This is a genomic window from Micromonospora sp. BL4 (assembly GCF_003667505.1).
GTDB lineage: Bacteria > Actinomycetota > Actinomycetes > Mycobacteriales > Micromonosporaceae > Micromonospora.
In genome coordinates this window covers 47,217-67,782 of record NZ_RCVJ01000143.1, presented here as the reverse complement: position 1 = coordinate 67,782, position 20,566 = coordinate 47,217, and the positions used below count along the sequence as shown (strand labels likewise).

Here is a 20,566-nt window from a genome sequence, read left to right as displayed (position 1 = left end):
GGAGGGCGGGGGAGAGCGTGCTGAGGAGGGTGGTTCGGGAACGACGGGCTTCGTCGGGGTCGTCCTCGTGGGCGTACGAGAGGGTGGGGTCGACGAGTTGCACGGTGTGGACCAGCAGGTCGCCGGTGATCAGCATCCGCTCGTCGGCCGCCGTCAGGAGCACCGACTGGTGACCGGGGGTGTGCCCCGGGGTGGGCAGCAGGCGTACCGCCGGGGTGAGGGTTGTCTCGCCGTCGACCACCCGGAGCTGGCCGGCGGCGCGCAACGGCGCGACGAGGCCGGCCGGCAAGCCTGGGTTGATCGTTCCCGCCGCGTCGAGCTCGGCGCGTTGCAGCAGGTAGGTCGCGTTCGGGAAGTACGGCCGGCCCGGCGTGCCGGTCACCGCCCACCCGATGTGGTCGCTGTGCAGGTGCGTCAGCACGACCGTGTCGACGTCGGCCGGGTCGATGCCGGCGGCGGCCAGTTCGGCGGGCAGTCGACCGGGCACGGGCGCCCAGGTCGCGGCGGGCGCGTCGGCCGGGCCGATCCCGGCGTCGACCAGGGTCACCGGCCCGTCGCCGAGCCGGACGGCGAAGCTGCGGAACGGTAGCCACCACTGCCCGTCGGCGGTCACCGAGCTGGGGTCGCGCCGGTCGGCCTCACGCCAGTGCGCGGCCGTGGCGTGCGGAAACGCCTCCGCCCGGGGCTGGAAGAAGGGACCCTCCCCGTCGGTGAGGGCGGTGACCGTGATAGACCCGAGGGTGCGGCTCAGTGGCATCGGGCGATGATGCCAGGAGATTTCTGCGCCGTGCAGCCCGGTTTCCGCCGGTCGGCCGAGGCCGGCTGGGAGCTGCCGGCCTGTTTCCAGTACGCTCGTACTGCTTGAGCACGTGTCCCCCGAGAGGAGCGCCGGCCGATGGCGAAGATCAAGGTAAACAACCCGGTCGTGGAGCTCGACGGCGACGAGATGACCCGGATCATCTGGAAGCAGATCCGGGAGCAGCTGATCCTGCCCTACCTCGACGTCGACCTGCACTACTACGACCTGTCGATCCAGCACCGCGACGAGACCGACGACCAGGTCACCGTCGACGCCGCCAACGCCATCAAGGAGCACGGCGTCGGCGTCAAGTGCGCGACCATCACCCCGGACGAGGCCCGGGTGGAGGAGTTCGGCCTGAAGAAGATGTGGCGGTCGCCCAACGGCACCATCCGCAACATCCTCGGCGGCGTCGTCTTCCGCGAGCCGATCATCATGTCCAACGTGCCGCGTCTGGTCCCCGGCTGGACCAAGCCGATCATCATCGGCCGGCACGCCCACGGTGACCAGTACAAGGCCACGGACTTCGTGGTGCCCGGCCCGGGCAAGGTGACCGTCACCTACACCCCGGCCGACGGCGGCGCGCCGATGGAGATGGAGGTCGCCAACTTCTCCGGCGGCGGTATCGCCATGGGCATGTACAACTACGACGAGTCGATCCGGGACTTCGCCCGGGCCTCGTTCCGGTACGGCCTGGACCGCAACTACCCGGTCTACCTGTCCACCAAGAACACCATCCTCAAGGCGTACGACGGCCGGTTCAAGGACATCTTCGCCGAGGTGTTCGAGAACGAGTTCAAGGCCGAGTTCGACGCCGCCGGCATCACCTACGAGCACCGGCTGATCGACGACATGGTCGCCGCCGCGCTCAAGTGGGAGGGCGGCTACGTCTGGGCCTGCAAGAACTACGACGGTGACGTGCAGTCGGACACCGTCGCGCAGGGCTTCGGCTCGCTGGGTCTGATGACCTCGGTCCTGCTCTCCCCGGACGGTCGTACCGTCGAGGCCGAGGCCGCCCACGGCACGGTCACCCGGCACTACCGGCAGTGGCAGAAGGGTGAGAAGACCTCGACCAACCCGATCGCGTCGATCTACGCCTGGACCCGGGGCCTCGCGCACCGGGGCAAGCTGGACGGCACGCCGGCGGTGACCGAGTTCGCCAACACCCTGGAGCAGGTCATCGTCGACACCGTCGAGGGCGGCCAGATGACCAAGGACCTGTCGCTGCTCATCTCGCGCGACGCCCCGTGGCTCACCACCGACGAGTTCATGAACGCGCTCGACGAGAACCTGGCCCGCAGGATCGCCGCCTGATCCAGGCGTACCGCAGCAACGGAGCCCGTCGGCACCCGCCGGCGGGCTCCGGCGTGTCCGCGGCCGACACCCCGCCCGCGTCACCCCGGCCGGCGCGCCTCGTTGACCAGGGTGGACGAGATGCCAGTCGCGTCCTGGAAGGTTGACCGCGGTCGACCCGCGGCATGCGTGCCGATCAGCCAGCCTTCCCGGCTGTGTCGTGCACAGCCAGCCGTCCCTTCCCTGCGGGGGGCCCTGTCCCGGGCCCCCCGCGCCCTGTGTCCGGCCTGTCTCAGACGGCGCGCAGGAGGTCGGCGGCGCGTTCGGGGGAGATGTCGTTGATGAAGACACCCATGCCGGACTCGGAGCCCGCCAGGTACTTCAACTTGTCCTGGGCGCGCCGGATGCTGAACAGCTGAAGGTGCAGGTGGCCCAGCTCGCGATCGATCCGCACCGGCGCCTGGTGCCACGCCGCGATGTACGGCATCGGCATGTCGAACAGCCCGTCGAAGCGGCGCAGCAGGTCCAGGTAGAGCGGCCCGAAGGCGTCCCGCTCGCTGTCGCTGAGCGCCGGGATGTCCGGCACGACGCGGCGCGGCGCCACGTGCACCTCGAACGGCCAGCGGGCCGCCGCCGGCACGAACGCCGTCCAGTGCTCGTTCTCGGCGACCACCCGGTCGCCGGTGGCGCGTTCGGCGGCCAGCACGTCCGCGTAGAGGTTGCCCCCGCCGGTCCGCTCGGCGTGCCGGCGTGCCGCGGCCAGCAGCGCCCGGGTGCGCGGCGTCACGAAGGGGTACGCGTAGATCTGCCCGTGCGGGTGGTGCAGCGTGACGCCGATCTCGACGCCCCGGTTCTCGAAGCAGAACACCTGCTCCACGCCGGGCAGCTCGCCGAGCACCTCGGTCCGGTCGGCGAGCGCGTCCAGCACCGTGCGGACCCGGCGCGGGGGGAGGCTCGCGAAGGAGGCGTTGTGGTCCGAGGTGAAGCAGACGACCTCGCACCGGCCGAGGCCGGGCCGGACCGGCGTGAACGGAGTGATCTCCCCGGGCTCGTCGGCCACCCGGCCGCTCAGCGACGGGAAGCGGTTCTCGAAGACCACCACGTCGTAGTCGGGGGCCGGGATCTCGGTCAGACGGTCGCCCACCGACGGATCGAGCGGGCACTCGTTCGCCGGCGGCAGGAAGGTGCGGGTCTGCCGGTGCACGGCGACCGCCACCCACTCGTCGGTCAGCGGGTCGTAGCGCAGTTGGGACGCGGGAGGCGGCGGCGGGAGGTCCCGACGGTCCGGCTGGTCGCGTACGGCGTCGTCGCGCTCGTCGAAGTAGATCAGCTCCCGGCCGTCGGCCAGGTCGATCGCGGTGCGCTTCACGGCGCCGTCCCCTCACTCGTCGGCGTGCGCGTCATGCGGCCCGCCCCGTCGCCTTCACGATGATCAATTCGCCCACCTGTTCCTCGAGTACCCGTCGCGCGGGCGGAGGCAACTGGTCGTCGCTCACCAGCACGTGTGCCGCCGCCAGCTCGACGATCGAGGAGATGCCCACCGTGCCCCACTTGCTGTGGTCGGCCAGCACCACCAGCCGGTCCGCCGCCGCGACAAGTGCCCGGTCGGTCTCCGCCTCCATCAGGTTCGGGGTGGTGAAGCCGGCCCGCTCGCTGATGCCGTGCACCCCGAGGAAGAGCAGATCCAGGTGCAGCGTCCGGACGGCGCCGACCGCGAGCGGGCCGACCAGCGCGTCCGAGGGCGTGCGTACGCCGCCGGTGAGCACCACCGTCTGGTCCGGCCGACCGCCGGCGTGCAGGATCTCGGCCACCGGCAGCGAGTTGGTCACGACGGTCAGGCCGGGCACGTCCACCAGCCTTCGGGCCAGCTCGGCGGTGGTGGTGCCGGCGGAGAGCGCGACCGCGGCACCCGGCCGGACCAGCTGGGCCGCCCGGTCCGCGATGGCGGCCTTCTCGGGCAGTTGGCGGACCGACTTGGCGTGGAAGCCCGGCTCGTCGGTCGAGCTCGGGCCGGTCGCCGTGGCGCCGCCGTGCACCTTGGCCAGCAGGCCGCGCTCGTGCAGCGCCTCCAGGTCGCGCCGGATGGTCATGTCGGAGACGGCGAACTCCGTGGCCAGCTCGGTCACCCGGACGCCGCCCGTCGACCGGACCCGCTCCAGGATGGCCGCCTGCCGCTGCTGAGCGAGCATCCGCCGTGCCTCCCGGGTCCACGTACTCTCACGCGGTCAAACGTGTTCCAACAAAGATGAACACTAGCGCGTAGCCGGCAGCGGTGGAAGGAACGGGGTACGCATCGGCTCAGGCGGACGGAGTCTTGATCTCCACCCAGCCGGTCTCGGTCAGGTGGTGCAGCACGGCCTGCACCGCCTCCGGCACGCTCAGGTCGGTGGTGTCCACCACCAGGTCGGCGTCCGTCGGCATCTCGTACGGGTCGTCGATGCCGGTCATGCCGGTGAGCAGGCCCGCCCGGGCCCGCGCGTACAGGCCCTTGCGGTCCCGCTGCTCGCACACCTCCAGCGGGGTGGCGACGTGCACCAGCACGAAACCGGCCCCGGCGGCCAGGGCCATCTCCCGCGCGGTGGCGCGGGCCGCCGCGTACGGGGCGATCGGGCAGCAGATGCCCACCCCGTGGTGCCGGGCGATCTCGGCCGCCACCCAGCCGATCCGCCGGACGTTGAGATCCCGGTCGGTCTTGCTGAAGCCCAACCCGGCGGAGAGTTCCCGGCGCACCACGTCCCCGTCGAGCAGGGTCACCGTCCGGTCGCCGCTCTCGCGCAACACGTCCGCCAGACCCCGGGCGATGGTCGACTTGCCCGAACCGGAGAGACCGGTCAGGAAGACCACCAGCCCCCGGTGCCGGCGCGGCGGCCGGGCCCGGGCCAGCTCCTTCGCCACCGCGGGCGGGGTGTGCCACTCCGGCAGCGGGAAGCCCCGGTCCAGCAGGTCGTCGATCTCGTCCTGGGTCAGCGCGAGACGACGGTTGCGCGGAGGGATGTCCTCGCGCCAGCGCCACTGCCCGTCCCGGTTGTCGTACGCCAGCTCCCGCGGCACCAGCACCCGCAGCCCGGCGCCGGAGAGCATCTCCCCGGTGGAGAGCAGGTGGGTGACCCCGTACGCGGCGGAGACCCGGGCGCGCAGCAGCGCGTCGTCGATCTCCTCCCGCCGGTGCGACAACGGCACCGCGACCAGGGTGGCCGGCGGCATCCGGTCCCGGGCGGCGAAGATGCTGCGCACCAGAGCCTCCGGCGGGAGCCCGGCGACGCCACCATCACCGACCGGAATCATCACCAACAGGTGCGCGGCCAGGGTGCGGGCGGCGTGGGCGATCTGCGCGAGCTGCGGCCGGTGCAACGGCCGGTCGGCGATCACCCCGAGCACCCGACCCGGCGGCAGCAGCGCGCGGACCTCCTCCGGACTGCGGCGCAGCCGCTGGAACGGGCCGTGCCCACCGTCACCCAGCCGGCGGACCTGACCGCCCACCCCGGCCACGCCATCGCGCACCGGCCAGACGTCCGCCACGTCCATCGCGGCCACCGGCGCGCCCTCGCCGTCGGTCAGCACCAGGGCCCGGCGGGCCGGATCGCGCGGATCGAAGCCCTGGGCCAGCGCGGCGGGCAGTTGGAGGGTCACCGCCACCTGCCACGGCGTGCCGTCGGCCAGTCGACCACGCCGGCTGATCGAGACCAGGTCGGCGCGGGTCATGAAGCCGGTCAAAGGGGCGTACGCCCCGGTCAGCAGCAGCTCAAGATCTGCGAGCTCGCCCAGACGCGGCGTGTACGCCGGCGCGTCCCGGAGCACCTCGTCGGGCAGCACCCAACCGTTGCTCATCCACACCCCCCACTCGCTGATCGGCACACAGTTTCGCAGCCGACCGTCAATCGGTCGAGGCCGCCACTCCACGACCCGGGCGGACGGCTCGACGGAAGGGATCCGGTGACCCACCGTCGCAGCGGCGGCAGGTCGGCGGCGACACCGGGCGCGGAAACGCACCCTAGGGGTCGACCGCCGCGAGGATCAGGGGAGTGCCGGGGGCGCGCCGGTGTCCGAGGTGCGCATCGACTCCCTACGCTGGCACCGTGACACTGATCGCGACCCAGTCGCTCACCAAGACGTACGGAGGTCGGGTCACCGCGCTCGCCGACCTCACCGTCGCCGTAGAGCCGGGGATCATCGGCCTGGTAGGCGCCAACGGCGCCGGCAAGTCCACCTTGATCAAGATCCTGCTCGGCCTGATCGCCCCGACCAGCGGTCAGGTCTCGGTGCTCGGCATCGACCCGACCGCCGACCCGGCGGCGGTCCGCGCCCGGGTCGGCTACATGCCCGAGCACGACTGCCTCCCGCCCGACCTGTCCGCCGCCGAGCTGGTCACCCACCTCGGCCGGATGAGCGGCCTGCCGCGCACCGCGGCCCGCGAGCGGGCCTCCGAGGCGCTGCGGCACGTCGGGCTCTACGAGGAGCGCTACCGCCCGGTCGGCGGCTACTCCACCGGCATGAAGCAGCGGGTCAAGCTGGCGCAGGCGCTGGTGCACGACCCCGACCTGCTGCTGCTCGACGAGCCGACCAACGGCCTCGACCCGGCCGGCCGGGACGCCATGCTGGCGCTGGTGCACCGCATCGGCACCGAGTTCGGCATCTCCGTGCTGGTCTGCTCGCACCTGCTGGGCGAGGTGGAACGGATCTGCGACACGCTGATCGCCATCGACGGCGGTCGGCTGCTGCGCGCCGACCACATCTCCGCCATGACCACGGCCACCGACGTGCTCGCCGTGGAGGTCAGCGAGGGCACCGAGGAGCTGGCCGCCCGGCTCGCCGCGCTCGACCTGCCGGTGGCGCGCGACGGCCGGCTGCTGCTCGTACCGCTCGCCGACGACAGCACCTACGACCTGATCCTCGGCGCGGTCGCCGAACTGGACCTGCCACTGCACCGACTGGACCAGCGCCGGCACCGGGTGGCCGAACTCTTCGCCACGAGGGAGCTGTCCCATGCCTGAGCCGTCGACCACAGCGATGCGCTCCACGCCGACCGGTGTCATCCACGACATCGGCTACCAGCGCTACGACGGCCCACGGCTGGGCCGCCGGCACGTCTTCGGCGCGCTCTACCTGCACGGGGTGCGCACCACGTTCGGGTTCGGACGCAGCGCCAAGGCCAAGATCTTCCCCTGGCTGGTGGTCGGCATCGTCACCCTGGTCGCGGTGGCCCTGGCCGCCGTACGCAGCCAGATCGGCGAGCCGGTCGCCACGTACGCCCAGTTCGCCGACTCGATGAGCTGGCTGGTCCTCTTCTTCGTCGCGGTGGCCGCACCGGAGCTGGTCTCCCGCGACCTGCGCAGCGGCGTCCTGCCGCTGTACTTCTCCCGGCCGCTGCCCCGCTCCGACTACGCGCTGGCCAAGCTGCTGGCGCTGGTCACCGCGCTCTGGCTGCTGCTCGGTGGGCCGCAGCTGGTGATGTTCCTCGGTGCCGCGTTCACCACCAAGGAGGGCATGCGCGGGGTCTGGAACGAGCTGCTCGACCTGCTGCCCGGGCTGCTCTACGCCGGGCTGTGGGCGGTGGTCTTCGCCTCGGTCGGGCTGCTGGTCGCGTCGCTGACCGGCAAGCGCGCCTTCGCCGCCGGCGGCGTGGTCGCGGTCTTCCTGATGACCACCCCGATCGTGGGGGTGCTGAGCATCCTGCCGTCGCGCACCGCCAACGAGCTGGCCGGGCTCGCCTCACCCTCCTCGCTCGTGCAGGGGGTCGGCATCTGGTCGCTGGGTGACCTGCTGCTGGGCGAGGGCGATCAGGGCGGCCTGTCCATCGGCGGGTTCGGCCCGGTCTATGCCCTTGCCGCGGTGGTGCTGGTCGCCGGCGCGACCGCCCTCCTGCTGGCCCGCTACCGGAAGGTCGCCTCCTGATGAGCACGCTGAGCCTGGCCGGGGTGTCCCGGTGGTACGGCAACGTGGTCGCCGTCAACGACATCAGCATGACGCTCGGCGCGGGGGTGACCGGGCTGCTCGGTCCGAACGGCGCCGGCAAGACGACGCTGCTGCACATGATGGCGGGTTTCCTGTCCCCGTCGCGGGGCACGGTCACCCTCGACGACGAGCCGACCTGGCGTAACCCCGACGTCTACCGGCGGCTGGGGCTGGTCAGCGAGCGGGAGGCGGTGCAGAGCTACCTCACCGCGTACGAGTTCGTGCTGGCCAGCGCCAAGCTGCACCGGTTGGCCGATCCCGCGGCGGCCGCACGGCGGGCGATCGACCTGGTGGAGCTGGAGTCCGCTCAGGACCGGCGGATCGGCACCTACTCCAAGGGCATGCGGCAGCGGGCCCGGGTGGCCGCCGCGCTGGTGCACGACCCGCAGGTGCTGCTGCTCGACGAGCCGTTCAACGGCATGGACCCACGCCAGCGGCTGCACATGATGCAGCTGCTGCACACCCTGGGCGACGACGGCCGCACGATCCTGTTCAGCTCGCACATCCTGGAGGAGGTCGAGCAGGTCTCCGGGACGGTGCAGGTGATGGTGGCCGGTCGACTGGCGGCCTCCGGCGACTTCCGGACCATCCGCCGGCTGATGACCAACCGCCCGCACGTCTTCGCGGTGCGTTCCACCGACGACCGGGCGCTGGCCGTGGCGCTGATCGCCGAACCGTCGGTGAGCGGCGTCGAGCTGGACCGTACGGGTCTGACCGTCCGCGCCGGCGACTACGGCGCCTTCACCCGGGCGCTGCCCCGGATCGCGCTGAACCAAGGTATCCGGGTGCGCCAGCTGGTGCCGTCCGACGAGTCCCTGGAGAGCGTCTTCTCCTACCTGGTGGAGGCCTGAGAACATGTCGACCATTACCTGGATGACCGCACGCGGGCTGTTCGGCCGCCGTCGGTTCCTGCTGCTGCTCCCGCTGCCACTGGTGCTGTTGGGGTTGGCCGTGCTCTGCCGGTCGCTGGGCGTCGACCCGGGCGAGTGGGGCCCGGCGGTGCTGGTCGGCCTCGGGCTGGCAGTCGTGCTGCCCGTGGTGTCGCTGATCATCGGTACCGGGGTGCTGGGTGCGGAGATCGACGACGGCACGGTGGTGCACATCCTGACCAAGCCGCTGCCGCGCTGGCAGATCATCCTGCCCAAGCTCGCGGTGGCCGCAGGGGTCACCGCGGTCACCGTCGCGGTGCCGCTCTACGTCGCGGGCGTCCTGGCCGATTCGGTACGCCTCGGCCTGGCGCTGGCCGCCGCGGCGGCGCTCGGCGCGCTGGCGTACTCGGCGCTGTTCCTCGCGCTCAGCCTGGTCACCCGCCGGCCGGTGCTCCTCGGCCTGGTCTACGTGCTGATCTGGGAGGGGCTGCTGGGCAACTTCGTCAGCGGCACCAAGGTGCTCTCCATCCAGCAGTACGTGATCGCCCTCGCCGACCGGCTCGCCCCCACCGGGTTGCTGGAGACCACGGTGTCGGTGTCGGTGGCGTCGGTGATGACCGCGCTGATCAGCATCGGCTTCACCGTGCTGGCCGTCGACCGCCTGCGCTCGTTCAGCGTGGCCGGCGAGACGAGCTGAACCGGGTGCGCGGTGCTGTTCCGGCCAGCCACCGCCCGGCGGTAGGGCTGGCCGGATGGACCGGCAGGGGCGCCGCGGGCGAGGCTGGTGGGCGTGAGCGTCGAAGTGGAGCGGACGTCGTTGGCTGAGCCGTACTCCCGGAGCAGCCGGCCCTGGCTGACCAGCCTGGCCGTCGCCGGGCTGGCCTGCGCCACGGTCGCGACGGCCGCCCAGGGCAGCGGACGGTTCCACTGGTGGGCCGGGTTCATCCTGATCCCGGGCGCGCTGATCGCGGCCAGCGGCGGGCCGTTGCTGGCCCGCCGCGGTGGCCCGGCCTTCGCCGGGTACGTCATCGCCTGCGTCGGCACGCTGGTGTTCGCGGTGGGCGCCCTGCTGATGTTCGGTGTGATGAGCCGGGGCTGGCCGGTGCTGGTGGTGCTGCCCTGCCTGGCGATCGCCGGCACCTACCTGTGGCGGGCGGCCCATCCGCTGGCCCGTGGCCTGCACCGGGCGGTGGCCCTGCTCGCGCTCACCGGTGCGCTCCTCGGGCTGACCCTGCAACTGATCCGGGCGGATCTGATCCACCTGGAGACCGGGTGGTGGGGCGCGTTCCTGATGCTGGCCGGGGCGATCGTGCTGGGCAACGCCGTGGAGTTGACCCGGCACCGGATGCCGTACCGGCTCCAGGCGATCACCCTGCTGGTCGGCCCGGCGGTGGTCTCGTTCCTGCTCGGCCTGCGCTTCCTGCGCGGCTGGTGACCGGGACGGAAGGTGCCCTCCCTGCGAAGGGCACCTTCCGTACCGGTCAGAAGGCGCAGGCGATGACGAGTTCCGGGGTGCGGTCCGGGAGCAGGTCGAGCTTGCCGATCCGGCCGGCCGCGCGCAGGTCGTCGGCGACCAGGGTGAGCTGGTCCAGCAGCGCCGCCGGGCCGAGCGCCTCGGCGAGCGGCACCTCCGCCTTCATCGACAGCTTGCGCTCCGACTTGGCCCGCCGCACCTGGCTCAGCGCGTCCCCGGCCAGCCGCAGCAGCGCCGGTTCGCCCGTCCCCTCGATCGTCCGGGCCACCTCGTGCGTGGTGGGCCAGGGCGCCCGGTGCACCGAGCCGTACCGCCACCAGGACCAGACCTCCTCGGTGACGTACGGCACGAACGGGGCGAACAGCCGCAACTGCACCGACAGCGCCGAGGCCAGCGCGCCCCGGGCCGAGTCGGCCGGCGCGCCGGTGCCGTACGCGCGCTCCTTGACCAGCTCGATGTAGTCGTCGCAGAACCGCCAGAAGAACGCCTCGGTGGCCTGCAACGCCGCCGTGTGGTCGTAGGAGTCGAAGGCGGTGCCCGCCGCGGTGACCACGGTGGCCAACTCGGCGAGCATGGCCCGGTCCAGCGGCGCGGTCGCCGGGGTGCGCAGCGCGTCCGCGGCTCCCAGCCCGAGCGCGAACTTCGACGCGTTCAGCAGCTTGGTGGCCAACCGCCGGCCGACCTTGATCTGCGCCGGGTCGAACGCCAGATCCATGCCGGGCTTGCCGCTGGCCGCCCAGTAGCGCACCGCGTCCGAGCCGTGCTGCTCCAGCAACGCCAGCGGGGTGACCACGTTCCCCTTGGACTTGGCCATCTTCTTGTGGTCCGGGTCGAGGATCCAGCCGGAGAGCACCGTGTCCCGCCAGGGCAGCACCCCGTGCTCGAAGTGCGACCGGACCACGCTGTCGAAGAGCCAGGTCCGGATGATCTCCTGCCCCTGCGGCCGGAGGTCCATCGGGAAGACCTGGGCGAACAGCTCCGGGTCGGTCTCCCAGCCGCCGACGATCTGCGGGGTCAGCGACGAGGTGGCCCAGGTGTCCAGCACGTCCGGGTCGCCGACGAAGCCACCCGGCTGGCCACGTTGCGACTCGTCGTAGTGGGGCGGCGGATCGGTGGATGGATCGACCGGAAGCGCGGACTCGTCCGGCGTGAGAGGCTGGGACCAGTCCGGCTCGCCAGCGTTGTCGAGCCGGTACCACACCGGCACCGGCACGCCGAAGAAGCGCTGCCGACTGACCAGCCAGTCCCCGGTCAGGCCGGCCACCCAGTGGTCGTAGCGGTGCTTCATGTGCGCCGGCACCCAGTGCAGCTCGTCGCCCCGCGCCAGCAGCGTCGCCCGCAGATCGTCGTCCCGGCCGCCGTTGCGCACGTACCACTGCCGGGTCGAGACGATCTCCAGAGGCCGGTCGCCCCGTTCGTAGAACTTGACCGGATGGGTGATCGGGCGCGGCTCCCCGATCAGGTCGCCCGCGTCGGCGAGCATTCCGACGATCTCCCGACGGGCGCCGTTGACGGTCTGCCCGGCCAGCGCCGCGTAGGGCTGCGCCGGCACCCCGGCCGGCGGCTCGGGGAGCAGCCGGCCGTCCCTGCCGAGCACCACCCGGGTGTCCAGCCGCAGCTCACGCCACCACGTCACGTCCGTCAGGTCGCCGAACGTGCAGACCATCGCGACGCCGGTGCCCTTGCTCGGGTCGGCCAGCGGATGCGCGTACACCGGCACCTCGACGCCGAACAGCGGACTGCGCGCCGTGCCGCCCACCAGGTCGGCGTACCGCTCGTCGTCGGGATGGCAGACCAGCGCCACGCAGGCGGGCAGCAGCTCGGGCCGGGTGGTGTCGATGAGCACCTCCCGCCCGCCGGGCCCGGTGAACCGCAGCCGGTGGTAGGCGCCGGGCCGCTCCCGGTCCTCCAGTTCGGCCTGGGCGACCGCCGTGGCGAAGCCGACGTCCCACAGCGTCGGCGCCTCCGCCTGGTACGCCTCACCCCGGTGCAGGTTGCGCAGGAACGCCCGCTGGCTGGTGGCCCGAGCCACCCGGCCGATCGTGGTGTACGTCAGGGACCAGTCCACGGAGAGCCCGAGCCGCCGCCAGAGCGCCTCGAAGACCTGCTCGTCGGCGACCGTCAGCCGCTCGCACAGCTCGATGAAGTTGCGCCGCGAGATCGGGGTGGGGTCGCGGCGCGCCGCGTCGTCGACCGGGGTCGCCGGTGGCCGCCACACCGGGTCGTACGGCAGCGACGGGTCGCACCGCACCCCGTACACGTTCTGCACCCGCCGCTCGGTGGGCAGGCCGTTGTCGTCCCAACCCATCGGGTAGAAGACCGCCTTGCCACGCATCCGCTGGTAGCGCGCCACGGTGTCGGTGTGCGTGTACGAGAAGACGTGGCCCATGTGCAGCTCGCCCGATACGGTCGGCGGCGGGGTGTCGATGGAGTACACGTCGGCACGCCTCTTCGAGCGGTCGAACGCGTACGTGCCCTCCTCCTGCCAGCGGCGCGCCCAGCTCTCCTCGAGCCCGTCCAGGGTCGGACGCTCGGGAACGCCGGCGCGGGCCGTCCTCGCCGTTTCGGTCATCCTGCGATCGTAGGCAGGGGCCAACGGCCGGGCCACGGGTTAAGCCGCGCGCCACGATGGATTTCGTGCGGGGGAGCCGACCGGCTCGCGCCGGTCGGCTCCCGTCACCGGGCGACCGGCCCGGCCACCGGGCCGGAGGTGGCCAGCCGGATCCGCAGCCTTCCGTCGCTGCGGGCGTTCGCCCGCTCCAGGATCGTGGAGACCGGGGCGTACGAGTTCCGCTCGTTCGGGTTGGTGCAGGCCCCCTGCCCCGGGTCGCCGTTCGAGAGGATGCCCAGCGCCTTGCCGTCGGCCTCGGTGAACAGCGGGCCGCCGCTGTCTCCCGGCCGGGCACAGATCCGGACGTCGATGCCACCGCTGCTCTTGCCGGTGATCTCCCCGCACCGGGTGCCGGGCACGTAGCCAGCGCCGGCGCCGGAGTCGACGTACTGCTCACCGGCCTTCGGCGTGTACGCCGACCCGGTCGCGCAGACCACCCAACCGGTCTGGATGGCGCTCCACGGCACGTAGCCGGTGATCGGCACGTCCCGGCTGCCGCGGGTGGCGCACTGCTTGTTGTCCGGAACGCACCAGTAGTTGACCAGGCTGGGCCCCGAGGTGGCGCCCCGCGGGTACGCCCATCGGGAGAGCGCCCCGGTCTGGTACGGCATGATCGCGTAGTCGTACGGGTAGGCGTTCTCGGCGAGGCTCGGGTTAGGCGACTCCACGTTCACCGGCACCTTCGGGCCGAGGAACTGGTGCCAGGTCCGGTCCACCTGCTGGTGCCGTCCGCCGACGACGCAGTGCCCCGCCGTCAGCACGTACGCCTCGCGCACTCCGACGATCAGGTTGAAGCCGGTCGTGCAGCCGCCGACGGTGCCGTCGTCGCGCGGCACGTCCAGGCGGATGCCGCCGCGCATCGGCGCCTGCGGGCAGTAGCGGGGGTCGCACGCCTTCGGCACGCTGGTCGCGGGGGTCCGGGCCTGGGTCCGGGTCGGCACCCCGGCGGCGCGGCGCGCCTCGGCGAGGCGCGGTTCGTCCGCCGCGATCCGGTCGCCGGTGAGCACCACGACCTCGTTGGCCTGTTGGTCCACCACCACGTCCGAGCCGGGGGACGCGTCGAGCGCGGCGGCGACACCGGCCGCGGCCTCGGCAAGCTGACTCAGCGTGTGTCGCACGGCGACCACCCGGACGTGCGTCCGGTCCGGTACGTCGGCCACGGCCGCTTGGACCGCCGCGACGTCGGTTGCTCCGACCGTGAGCACGCCACCGGCCGCCTGGTCGAGCCACATGCCGCCGTACGAGTGCGGGACCTGCTCGGTCAGCCGCGCGTCCAGGGGCGTGGAAAGCTCCTGGAGGGCGAGCCGGCGTGCCGCCTCGGTCGTGGAGATCCGGTAGCGGTCCCGCAGGTACGCGACGGAGGCGGGCGCCGCCTCAGCCACCACCTTGGCCGGTCGGGTGCGTACCGGCCCGGAGACGGCCTTCGACTCCGTCGCGGTCCTCGTCTGCGGTGCGGTCGCCGCTGCACCGGGCGCGGCTGCACCGGACGCGGTCGCGCCCGGCGGTACGGTCGATTCGCTGGCTGTCGCGCTGCCCAGCCCCTCCTCCGCCGCGACCGCGGTCACCGCGCGGCGCTCGGCCGCGTCCCCACTGGTCACCGCGACAGTGGCCCCGACCAGACCGGCGACAGCCAGCCCAGCCACGATCATGCGTCCCCGTGTGCGCACCCCCGTGCCCTCCCCGTGCGTTCGTCGGTGCCCGGCCGGAACAGAGCAGCCGTCGTTGCCGACCGCACCGGGCGAAACCGAGATAGACGAGCCGTGATTGTAGCTACAGAAGCGACTCCCGCCACTGCCGGTGCAGGGCGGCGTACCGGCCACCGGCGTCGGCGAGCTGGCCGGGCGGGCCGTCCTCGACGATCCGTCCGCCGTCGAGGACGAGCACCCGGTCGGCGGTCTCCACGGTGGAGAGTCGGTGCGCGATCACCAACGCGGTCCGGTCCCGCAGGATGGTGCTGAGTGCCCGCTGGACCATCCGCTCGGTCGGCACGTCCAGTGCGGACGTCGCCTCGTCCAGGACCAGGACGGTCGGGTCGGCGAGGAACGCCCGGGCGAACGCGACCAGCTGCCGCTGCCCTGCGGAGAGCCGTCCGCCGCGCCGGTGCACCTGGGTGCCGTACCCCTCGGGCAGCGCGGCGATGAACTCGTGCGCGCCGATCGCCCGGGCGGCGGCCCGCACCGCGTCGTCGTCGGCGTCCGGCCGGCCGAACCGGATGTTCTCCGCCACGGTGCCGCTGAACAGGTGGTTCTCCTGGGTCACCAGCACCACCGCGCGGCGCAGATCGGTGTCGCGCACGTCGCGCAGGTCGATCCCGTCCAACCGGACCGTGCCGGCGTCCGGGTCGTGGAACCGGGCCACCAGCTTGGCGATGGTCGACTTGCCCGCGCCGGTCGGCCCGATCAGCGCGACGGTCTGCCCGGCCGGAACGGTCAACTCCAGTCCGGCGAGGATCGGGGTGTCCGCGCGGTAGCCGAAGGAGACCGCCCCGAAGGTCAGCTCGCCGCGGCCCGCGCCGGTCGGCAGCGGCACCGGCCGGGCCGGTTCGGCGACCGCCGGCCGCTCGTCCAGCACCCCGGCCAGCTTCTCCAGGGCGGCGGTGGCGGACTGGAGCGAGTTGTAGAACTGGCTCAGCTCCTGCATCGGCTCGAAGAAGCGGCGCAGGTAGAGCAGGAACGCGGCGAGCACCCCGACCTCGGTCCGACCGCCGAGCACCCGCCAGCCGCCGTAGCAGAGCACCACCGCCACCGTGACGTTGCCGATCAGCTTGATCGCGGGGGAGTAGGTGGCGATCAGCCGGAAGGCGTGCAGGCTGCTCGACCGGTAGTCCTCGCCGAGCGCCACGAAGATCCGCTGGTTACGCGCCTCCCGGCGGAACGCCTGCACCGCCCGGATGCCCCGCATCGACTCGACGAAGTGGACGATGACCAGCGCGACCGCCTCCCGGGTCCGCCGGTAGGCGCTGGCCGACGCCCGGGCGAACCAGCGCGAGAGCCAGAACAGGAACGGGAAGGCGAGCAGCGTCACCGCGGCCAGCGGCAGGTCCAGCCAGAGCAGGATGGCGGCCACCGACAGGATCGACAGCCCGGCGAGCACCAGGCTGTCGATCCCGCCGTCGACCAGCTCGGCGATCGAGTCGAGGTCACTGGTGAGCCGGGAGACCATCCGACCGGAGGTGTACCGCTCGTGGAAACCCACCGACAGTCGCAGGAAGTGCCCGAAGACCCGCTGCCGCAGGTCCAGCAGGACGGCCTGGCCGATCCGGGCGGACAGGGCGAGGAAGCCGCGCCGGGCCGCGTACTCGGTCACCGCCGCGGCGGCGAACGCCCCGGCGACGGCGACCAGCGGGCCGGGGTTTCCGGCCCGCAGCGGCGCGATGGCCCGGTCGATGCCGATCATCACCAGGTACGGGCCGGCCATGGCGGCGGCGTTCTGGGCCAGCAGCAGACCGACCGCGGCGGCGAGCCGCCTCCGGTGCGGGCGGAGCAGATCGGCCAGCAGCGAGCGACTGTGCCGGCGCAGCCGGGCGACCGCCTCGGGAGTGCTCTCCTCGGCCTGGCTGCGGTCGGCCTCCGGGTCGGTGGCCGTTCCGCGCCAGCGGGTCACCTCCGGCTCCTCCCCGGGCGGATCGGCCTGCTCCGGCACACTCACGAACGCACCAGCCCCCGTCCGTCCGCGGTGGGCGCCGTCGGCCCGGCCGCTCCGGCCGGCGGTGGCTGCCCGGCCGGTGGCTCGGCGGCGAGCAGGGCCCGATAGGCCGGTACGGTGGCCAGCAGGTCGGAGTGCCGGCCGATCGCGGTGATCCGCCCGCCGTCGAGCAGGGCCACCCGGTCGGCCAGCGCGATCGTCGACGGCCGGTGCACCACCAGCAGCGCGGTGCTGTTCCGCAGCACCCGCCGCAGCGCCGCCTCGACCAGCGCCTCGGTGTGCACGTCGAGGGCGGACAGCGGGTCGTCCAGCACCAGCAGCGCCGGGCGACCGAGCACCGCCCGTGCCAGCGCCAGCCGCTGGCGCTGGCCTCCGGAGAGGGACAACCCCTGCTCACCCACCCGGGTGGCCAACCCCCACGGCAGGTCGTACGCGAAGTCGGCCTGGGCCAGCGCCAGGGCGGCGCGTACCTCGTCGTCGCCGGCGTCCGGGCGCCCCAGGGTGAGGTTCTCCCGGACCGACATGGAGAAGAGCGTGGGCTCCTCGAACGCCACCCCGACCAGTCGGCGCAGCGAGTCGAGCCGTAGCTCGCGCAGGTCGTGCCCGTCCAGGGTGATGCGGCCACCGGTCACCTCGTGCAGGCGGGGCACCAGGGAGAGCAGTGTGCTCTTGCCGCAGCCGGTGGCGCCGACCAGCGCCAGCGTCTCGCCCGGCTCGATGGTGAGGTCGATCTCGCGCAGCACCGGCGTGGTCGTGCCCGGGTAGCGGAACGCGACCCGTTCGAAACGGAGTCGGCCGTGGACCGCGTCGCGGGGAAGGGCGAGCGCGCCGGGGGCGTCCGTGATCCGCGGCGGGGTGTCCAGGACCTCCTGGATCCGGTCGGCGGCGGTGGCCGCCTCCTGGCCGTTGGCGATGATCCAACCCAGGGACTGCACCGGCCAGATGAGCATCAGTTGGAGGCTGACGAACGCGACCAGCTCGCCGATGGTGAGCACGCTCCGCGCGGCGGCGGCGGCCCCGGCCACCAGCACCACGCCGAGGGTCAGGTTGGGCACCAGGTCGAGCAGCGCCGCCGTGTTGGCCAGCAGCCGGCCCTTGCCCACGCCGGTGTCGTGCAGCGTCCGGGCGCCGCCGGCGAAGCGGGCGGCCAGCTCGACACCCCGGCCGTACGCCTTCATGGTGCGCAGGCCCTGCGCGGTCTCCTCGACCACGGTCGCCACGTCGCCCTGCTGATCCTGCATCCGGCGGGACGCGGCGTGGTAGTGCCGGCCGAACCGGCGGCTGATCAGCAGCAGTGGCACCGCGCTGGCCGCGACCAGCAGCCCCAGCGCCAGATGCAGGTTGATCAGCAGCAGCACCACCACCAGATAGGTGGTCAGGTTGAGCACCAGGAAGAACACGCCGAAGGAGAGGAACCGCCGGATCACCGAGAGATCGCTGGTGATCCGGGAGAGCAACTGGCCGGACTGCCAGCGGTCGTGGAAGCTGGCCGGCAACCGTTGCAGGTGGGCGTAGACGTCGGCGCGCAGCGCCGCCTCCATGCCCACCGCCGAGGAGGACTGCACCCAGCGGCGGATGAAGATGAGCACCGCCTCGACCACGCCGAGCAGCAGCGCCAGGCCACCGAGCTGGAGCAGGCCGGCGGGATCGTGCCGGGCCACCGGCCCGTCCACCACCCGTTGCACCACCAGCGGTACGGCGATCCCGGCCGCCGTGCTGGCGAGCCCGGCGACCAGCAGCCAGGCGAACTCGGAGGCGTACGGGCGCAGGTAGCGGCGCAGCCGCCAGAGGTTGTGCACGGGGTGGGGGCCCGCGGCGACCCGGGCGGCCGGGTCGCCGTCGCTCTCCACAGGCACTACCCGACGGTAGCGTCAATGGGTGTCGATGCTTGTGTCAGGTTGTTGTCAACCGCCGCTCATGACCGAGAAGCCACTTCTTCACGTCCAGCCCCCAGCGGTAGCCACCGAGCGTTCCGTCGGTACGCAGCACCCGGTGACAGGGCACGAACAGCGCCACCGCGTTACGGGCGCAGGCGGCCGCCGCGGCGCGCACCGCCGGCGGCCGCCCGGCCAGCGCGGCGTACCCGGTGTAGGTGACCGGGGTGCCCGGCGGGACCTCGCGCAGCACCTGCCAGGCGTGCGCCATGAACTCGCCACCGGTGCTCTGCCGCACCGGCACCGCGTCGATGGCGGTGAGGTCGCCGTCCAGGTAGGACCGGACGGCCACGCTCACCGGCCCGAGGTCGGTCCGCGGCCGCAGGGGCGCCCGCAGGGTGGGGTGGACCAGGGGCAGCAGCGCCGCCGGGTCGGGGGTGAAGCCGGCCGCCCGGACCTCGCCGTCCGGGCCGGCGAGGATGCTCAGCGGACCGGTCGGGGTGCTCAGTATGGTGCTGTCGATGTTCATGCCGCTCTCCAGAGTCTGATCGTGGCGTAGGACCGCCAGGGGCGCCAACGTTCGGCGTACGCGTCGAGGGTCTTCGCGGTGTCCGGCAGGCCGAGCGCGGCCGTGCCGCGTCGGACCGCCAGGTCGGTGGGGAGCAGGACGTCGGGGTCGCCGAAGGCGCGCATGGCCAGGTAACCGGCGGTCCACGGGCCGATGCCGGGCAACGCCAGCAGCCGCCGGACGGTCTCCTCCCGGTCGCCGCCCGACGCCAGGTCCAGTTCCCCGCCGGCTACCGCCCGCGCCAGCGCGCGCACCGTCTCCCGCCGCCCGACCGGCATTCCGAACCCCTCGTCCGGCACCCCCAGCACCTCCTCCGCGCTGGGGAACCCCCGAAGGCCTCCCGGCTGGGCACCGCTGTCATCGGTGGGATCTCCGTGCGTCCCGTCGACGCCGGGGTCGACGCGGTCACGGGCGGCCAGCAGGCGGGTGAGGGTGGTGCGGGCGGAGGTGACCGAGACCTGCTGGCCGATGATGGCGCGCACCGCCAGCTCGAAGCCGTCCACCGCACGGGGGACCCGGATGCCGGGTTCGGCGGCGACCGCCGGGGCGAACGCCGGGTCGGCCCCGAGCGTGGCGTCGATGGCGACCGGGTCCGCGTCCAGGTCGAGCAGCCGGCGGCAACGGGCCACCGCCGGCGCCAGGTCACGCAGGTCGGCCAGGCGCAGCGTCGCCGCGACGTGCCCGTCCGCCGGGGTCAGCGCCACCTGGCCCGCGCCGTGCGGCAACCGCAACCCCCGGTGGTACGTCCCGTCGCGGACCTCCTCCACCCCGGGCAGCGCCCGCACCGAGAGGAAGTCCAGCAGCGCCTGGGCGTGCAGCGGCGGACGGTACGCCAGTCGGAGCGTGATCGTCCCCGCCCCGACCGGGGCCGGGTGTCGGCCACGGGCAGCCCGCAGCTCGGACGGGGCGATCGCGTACACCTCGCGGACCGTGTCGTTGAACTGCCGCACGCTGCCGAACCCGGCGGCGAACGCGATCTCGGCCATCCCGAGGCCGGTCGTCTCGATCAGGATCCGGGCGGTCTGTGCCCGCTGGGCCCGGGCCAGTGCGAGCGGCCCGGCGCCCATCTCGGCGCGCAGCATCCGGTGCAGGTGCCGTTCGGTGTAGCCGAGCCGGGCGGCCAGCCCGGGGATGCCGTCCCGGTCGACCACCCCGTCGGCGATCAGCCGCATCGCCCGGCCGACCACGTCCGCGCGGACGTCCCACTGGGGTGAACCCGGTGCGGCGTCCGGCCGGCAGCGGCGGCAGGCGCGCAGCCCGGCGCCCTGCGCCGCGGCGGCGGAGGGGAAGAACCGGACGTTGTGCCGCTTGGGGGTGGTCGCCGGGCAGGACGGCCGGCAGTAGATCCCGGTCGACGTCACGCCGGTGTAGAACCAGCCGTCGAACCGCTGGTCACGGCTGTCCACGGCCCGGTAGCACCGCTCGAAGTCCATCTCCACGTCACCGATGATGCCCCCCTCGCCGGGCTGTCGGCTGGCGGG

General features: G+C 73.1%; 16 protein-coding genes. 6 read left to right on the top strand and 10 right to left on the bottom strand.

All coding sequences use genetic code 11. The annotated features are described in order from the left end of the window. Positions 1-757, bottom strand: a 757-nt coding sequence (locus tag EAD89_RS18280; protein WP_147458827.1) for an MBL fold metallo-hydrolase, incomplete at its 3' end; no start/stop codon positions are given. 138 nt (positions 758-895) lie between these two features. On the opposite strand from EAD89_RS18280, the gene EAD89_RS18275 reads away from it, so the two are divergent. Beyond that, entirely contained in the window at positions 896-2,113 is a 1,218-nt protein-coding gene (locus EAD89_RS18275; RefSeq protein ID WP_121654403.1) for an NADP-dependent isocitrate dehydrogenase, read from the top strand. Positions 2,114-2,384: 271 nt separating this feature from the next. On the opposite strand, the gene galT is transcribed toward EAD89_RS18275, so the two are convergent. The 3 genes from galT to cysC form a co-directional block, all read right to left on the bottom strand. Then, the gene (gene galT / locus EAD89_RS18270) at positions 2,385-3,461 is read right to left on the bottom strand and encodes a galactose-1-phosphate uridylyltransferase (protein ID WP_121654402.1); all 1,077 of its coding nucleotides are present in this window, start codon (positions 3,459-3,461) and stop codon (positions 2,385-2,387) included. A gap of 31 nt (positions 3,462-3,492) precedes the next feature. Beyond that, complete coding sequence (locus EAD89_RS18265; protein ID WP_121654401.1) at positions 3,493-4,281, bottom strand: DeoR/GlpR family DNA-binding transcription regulator; 789 nt, start codon at positions 4,279-4,281, stop codon at positions 3,493-3,495. 109 nt (positions 4,282-4,390) lie between these two features. Then, positions 4,391-5,920 (bottom strand): adenylyl-sulfate kinase, encoded by a 1,530-nt coding sequence (gene cysC, locus EAD89_RS18260; RefSeq protein WP_121676584.1) that lies wholly within the window; start codon positions 5,918-5,920, stop codon positions 4,391-4,393. A 248-nt stretch (positions 5,921-6,168) separates the two neighbouring features. On the opposite strand from cysC, the gene EAD89_RS18255 reads away from it, so the two are divergent. The 5 genes from EAD89_RS18255 to EAD89_RS18235 all read left to right on the top strand — a co-directional run bounded on the left by EAD89_RS18255 (position 6,169) and on the right by EAD89_RS18235 (position 10,348). Further along, a complete protein-coding gene (locus EAD89_RS18255) occupies positions 6,169-7,083 on the top strand; it encodes an ABC transporter ATP-binding protein (protein ID WP_121654400.1) in 915 nt (304 codons plus the stop codon). Continuing rightward, a complete protein-coding gene (locus tag EAD89_RS18250; protein WP_233578791.1) occupies positions 7,076-7,984 on the top strand; it encodes an ABC transporter permease in 909 nt (302 codons plus the stop codon). The genes EAD89_RS18255 and EAD89_RS18250 overlap by 8 nt, the downstream gene beginning before the upstream one ends. Beyond that, the gene (locus EAD89_RS18245) at positions 7,984-8,895 is read left to right on the top strand and encodes an ABC transporter ATP-binding protein (RefSeq protein WP_121676582.1); all 912 of its coding nucleotides are present in this window, start codon (positions 7,984-7,986) and stop codon (positions 8,893-8,895) included. Before EAD89_RS18250 ends, EAD89_RS18245 begins: the two co-directional genes overlap by 1 nt. A gap of 4 nt (positions 8,896-8,899) precedes the next feature. Continuing rightward, entirely contained in the window at positions 8,900-9,610 is a 711-nt protein-coding gene (locus EAD89_RS18240; RefSeq protein ID WP_121654397.1) for an ABC transporter permease subunit, read from the top strand. A gap of 93 nt (positions 9,611-9,703) precedes the next feature. Further along, a complete protein-coding gene (locus tag EAD89_RS18235) occupies positions 9,704-10,348 on the top strand; it encodes a hypothetical protein (RefSeq protein ID WP_121654404.1) in 645 nt (214 codons plus the stop codon). Positions 10,349-10,394: 46 nt separating this feature from the next. Here the strand turns inward: EAD89_RS18235 and valS are convergent, their stop codons facing one another. The 6 genes from valS to EAD89_RS18205 form a co-directional block, all read right to left on the bottom strand. Continuing rightward, entirely contained in the window at positions 10,395-12,959 is a 2,565-nt protein-coding gene (valS, locus tag EAD89_RS18230; protein WP_121676581.1) for a valine--tRNA ligase, read from the bottom strand. Between the two features lie 104 nt (positions 12,960-13,063). Beyond that, positions 13,064-14,641, bottom strand: a complete 1,578-nt coding sequence (locus EAD89_RS18225) for a trypsin-like serine protease (protein WP_158610754.1) — start codon at positions 14,639-14,641, stop codon at positions 13,064-13,066. A 127-nt stretch (positions 14,642-14,768) separates the two neighbouring features. Next, entirely contained in the window at positions 14,769-16,646 is a 1,878-nt protein-coding gene (locus EAD89_RS18220) for an ABC transporter ATP-binding protein (protein ID WP_121654394.1), read from the bottom strand. Then, on the bottom strand, positions 16,643-18,499 hold the full coding sequence (locus EAD89_RS18215) for an ABC transporter ATP-binding protein (protein ID WP_121676579.1): 1,857 nt from the start codon (positions 18,497-18,499) through the stop codon (positions 16,643-16,645). The genes EAD89_RS18220 and EAD89_RS18215 overlap by 4 nt, the downstream gene beginning before the upstream one ends. A 37-nt stretch (positions 18,500-18,536) precedes the next feature. Next, a complete protein-coding gene (locus EAD89_RS18210; protein ID WP_121676578.1) occupies positions 18,537-19,046 on the bottom strand; it encodes a methylated-DNA--[protein]-cysteine S-methyltransferase in 510 nt (169 codons plus the stop codon). Continuing rightward, positions 19,043-20,524 (bottom strand): DNA-3-methyladenine glycosylase 2 family protein, encoded by a 1,482-nt coding sequence (locus EAD89_RS18205; RefSeq protein WP_121676577.1) that lies wholly within the window; start codon positions 20,522-20,524, stop codon positions 19,043-19,045. The genes EAD89_RS18210 and EAD89_RS18205 overlap by 4 nt, the downstream gene beginning before the upstream one ends. Between the last annotated feature and the right edge of the window lie 42 nt (positions 20,525-20,566).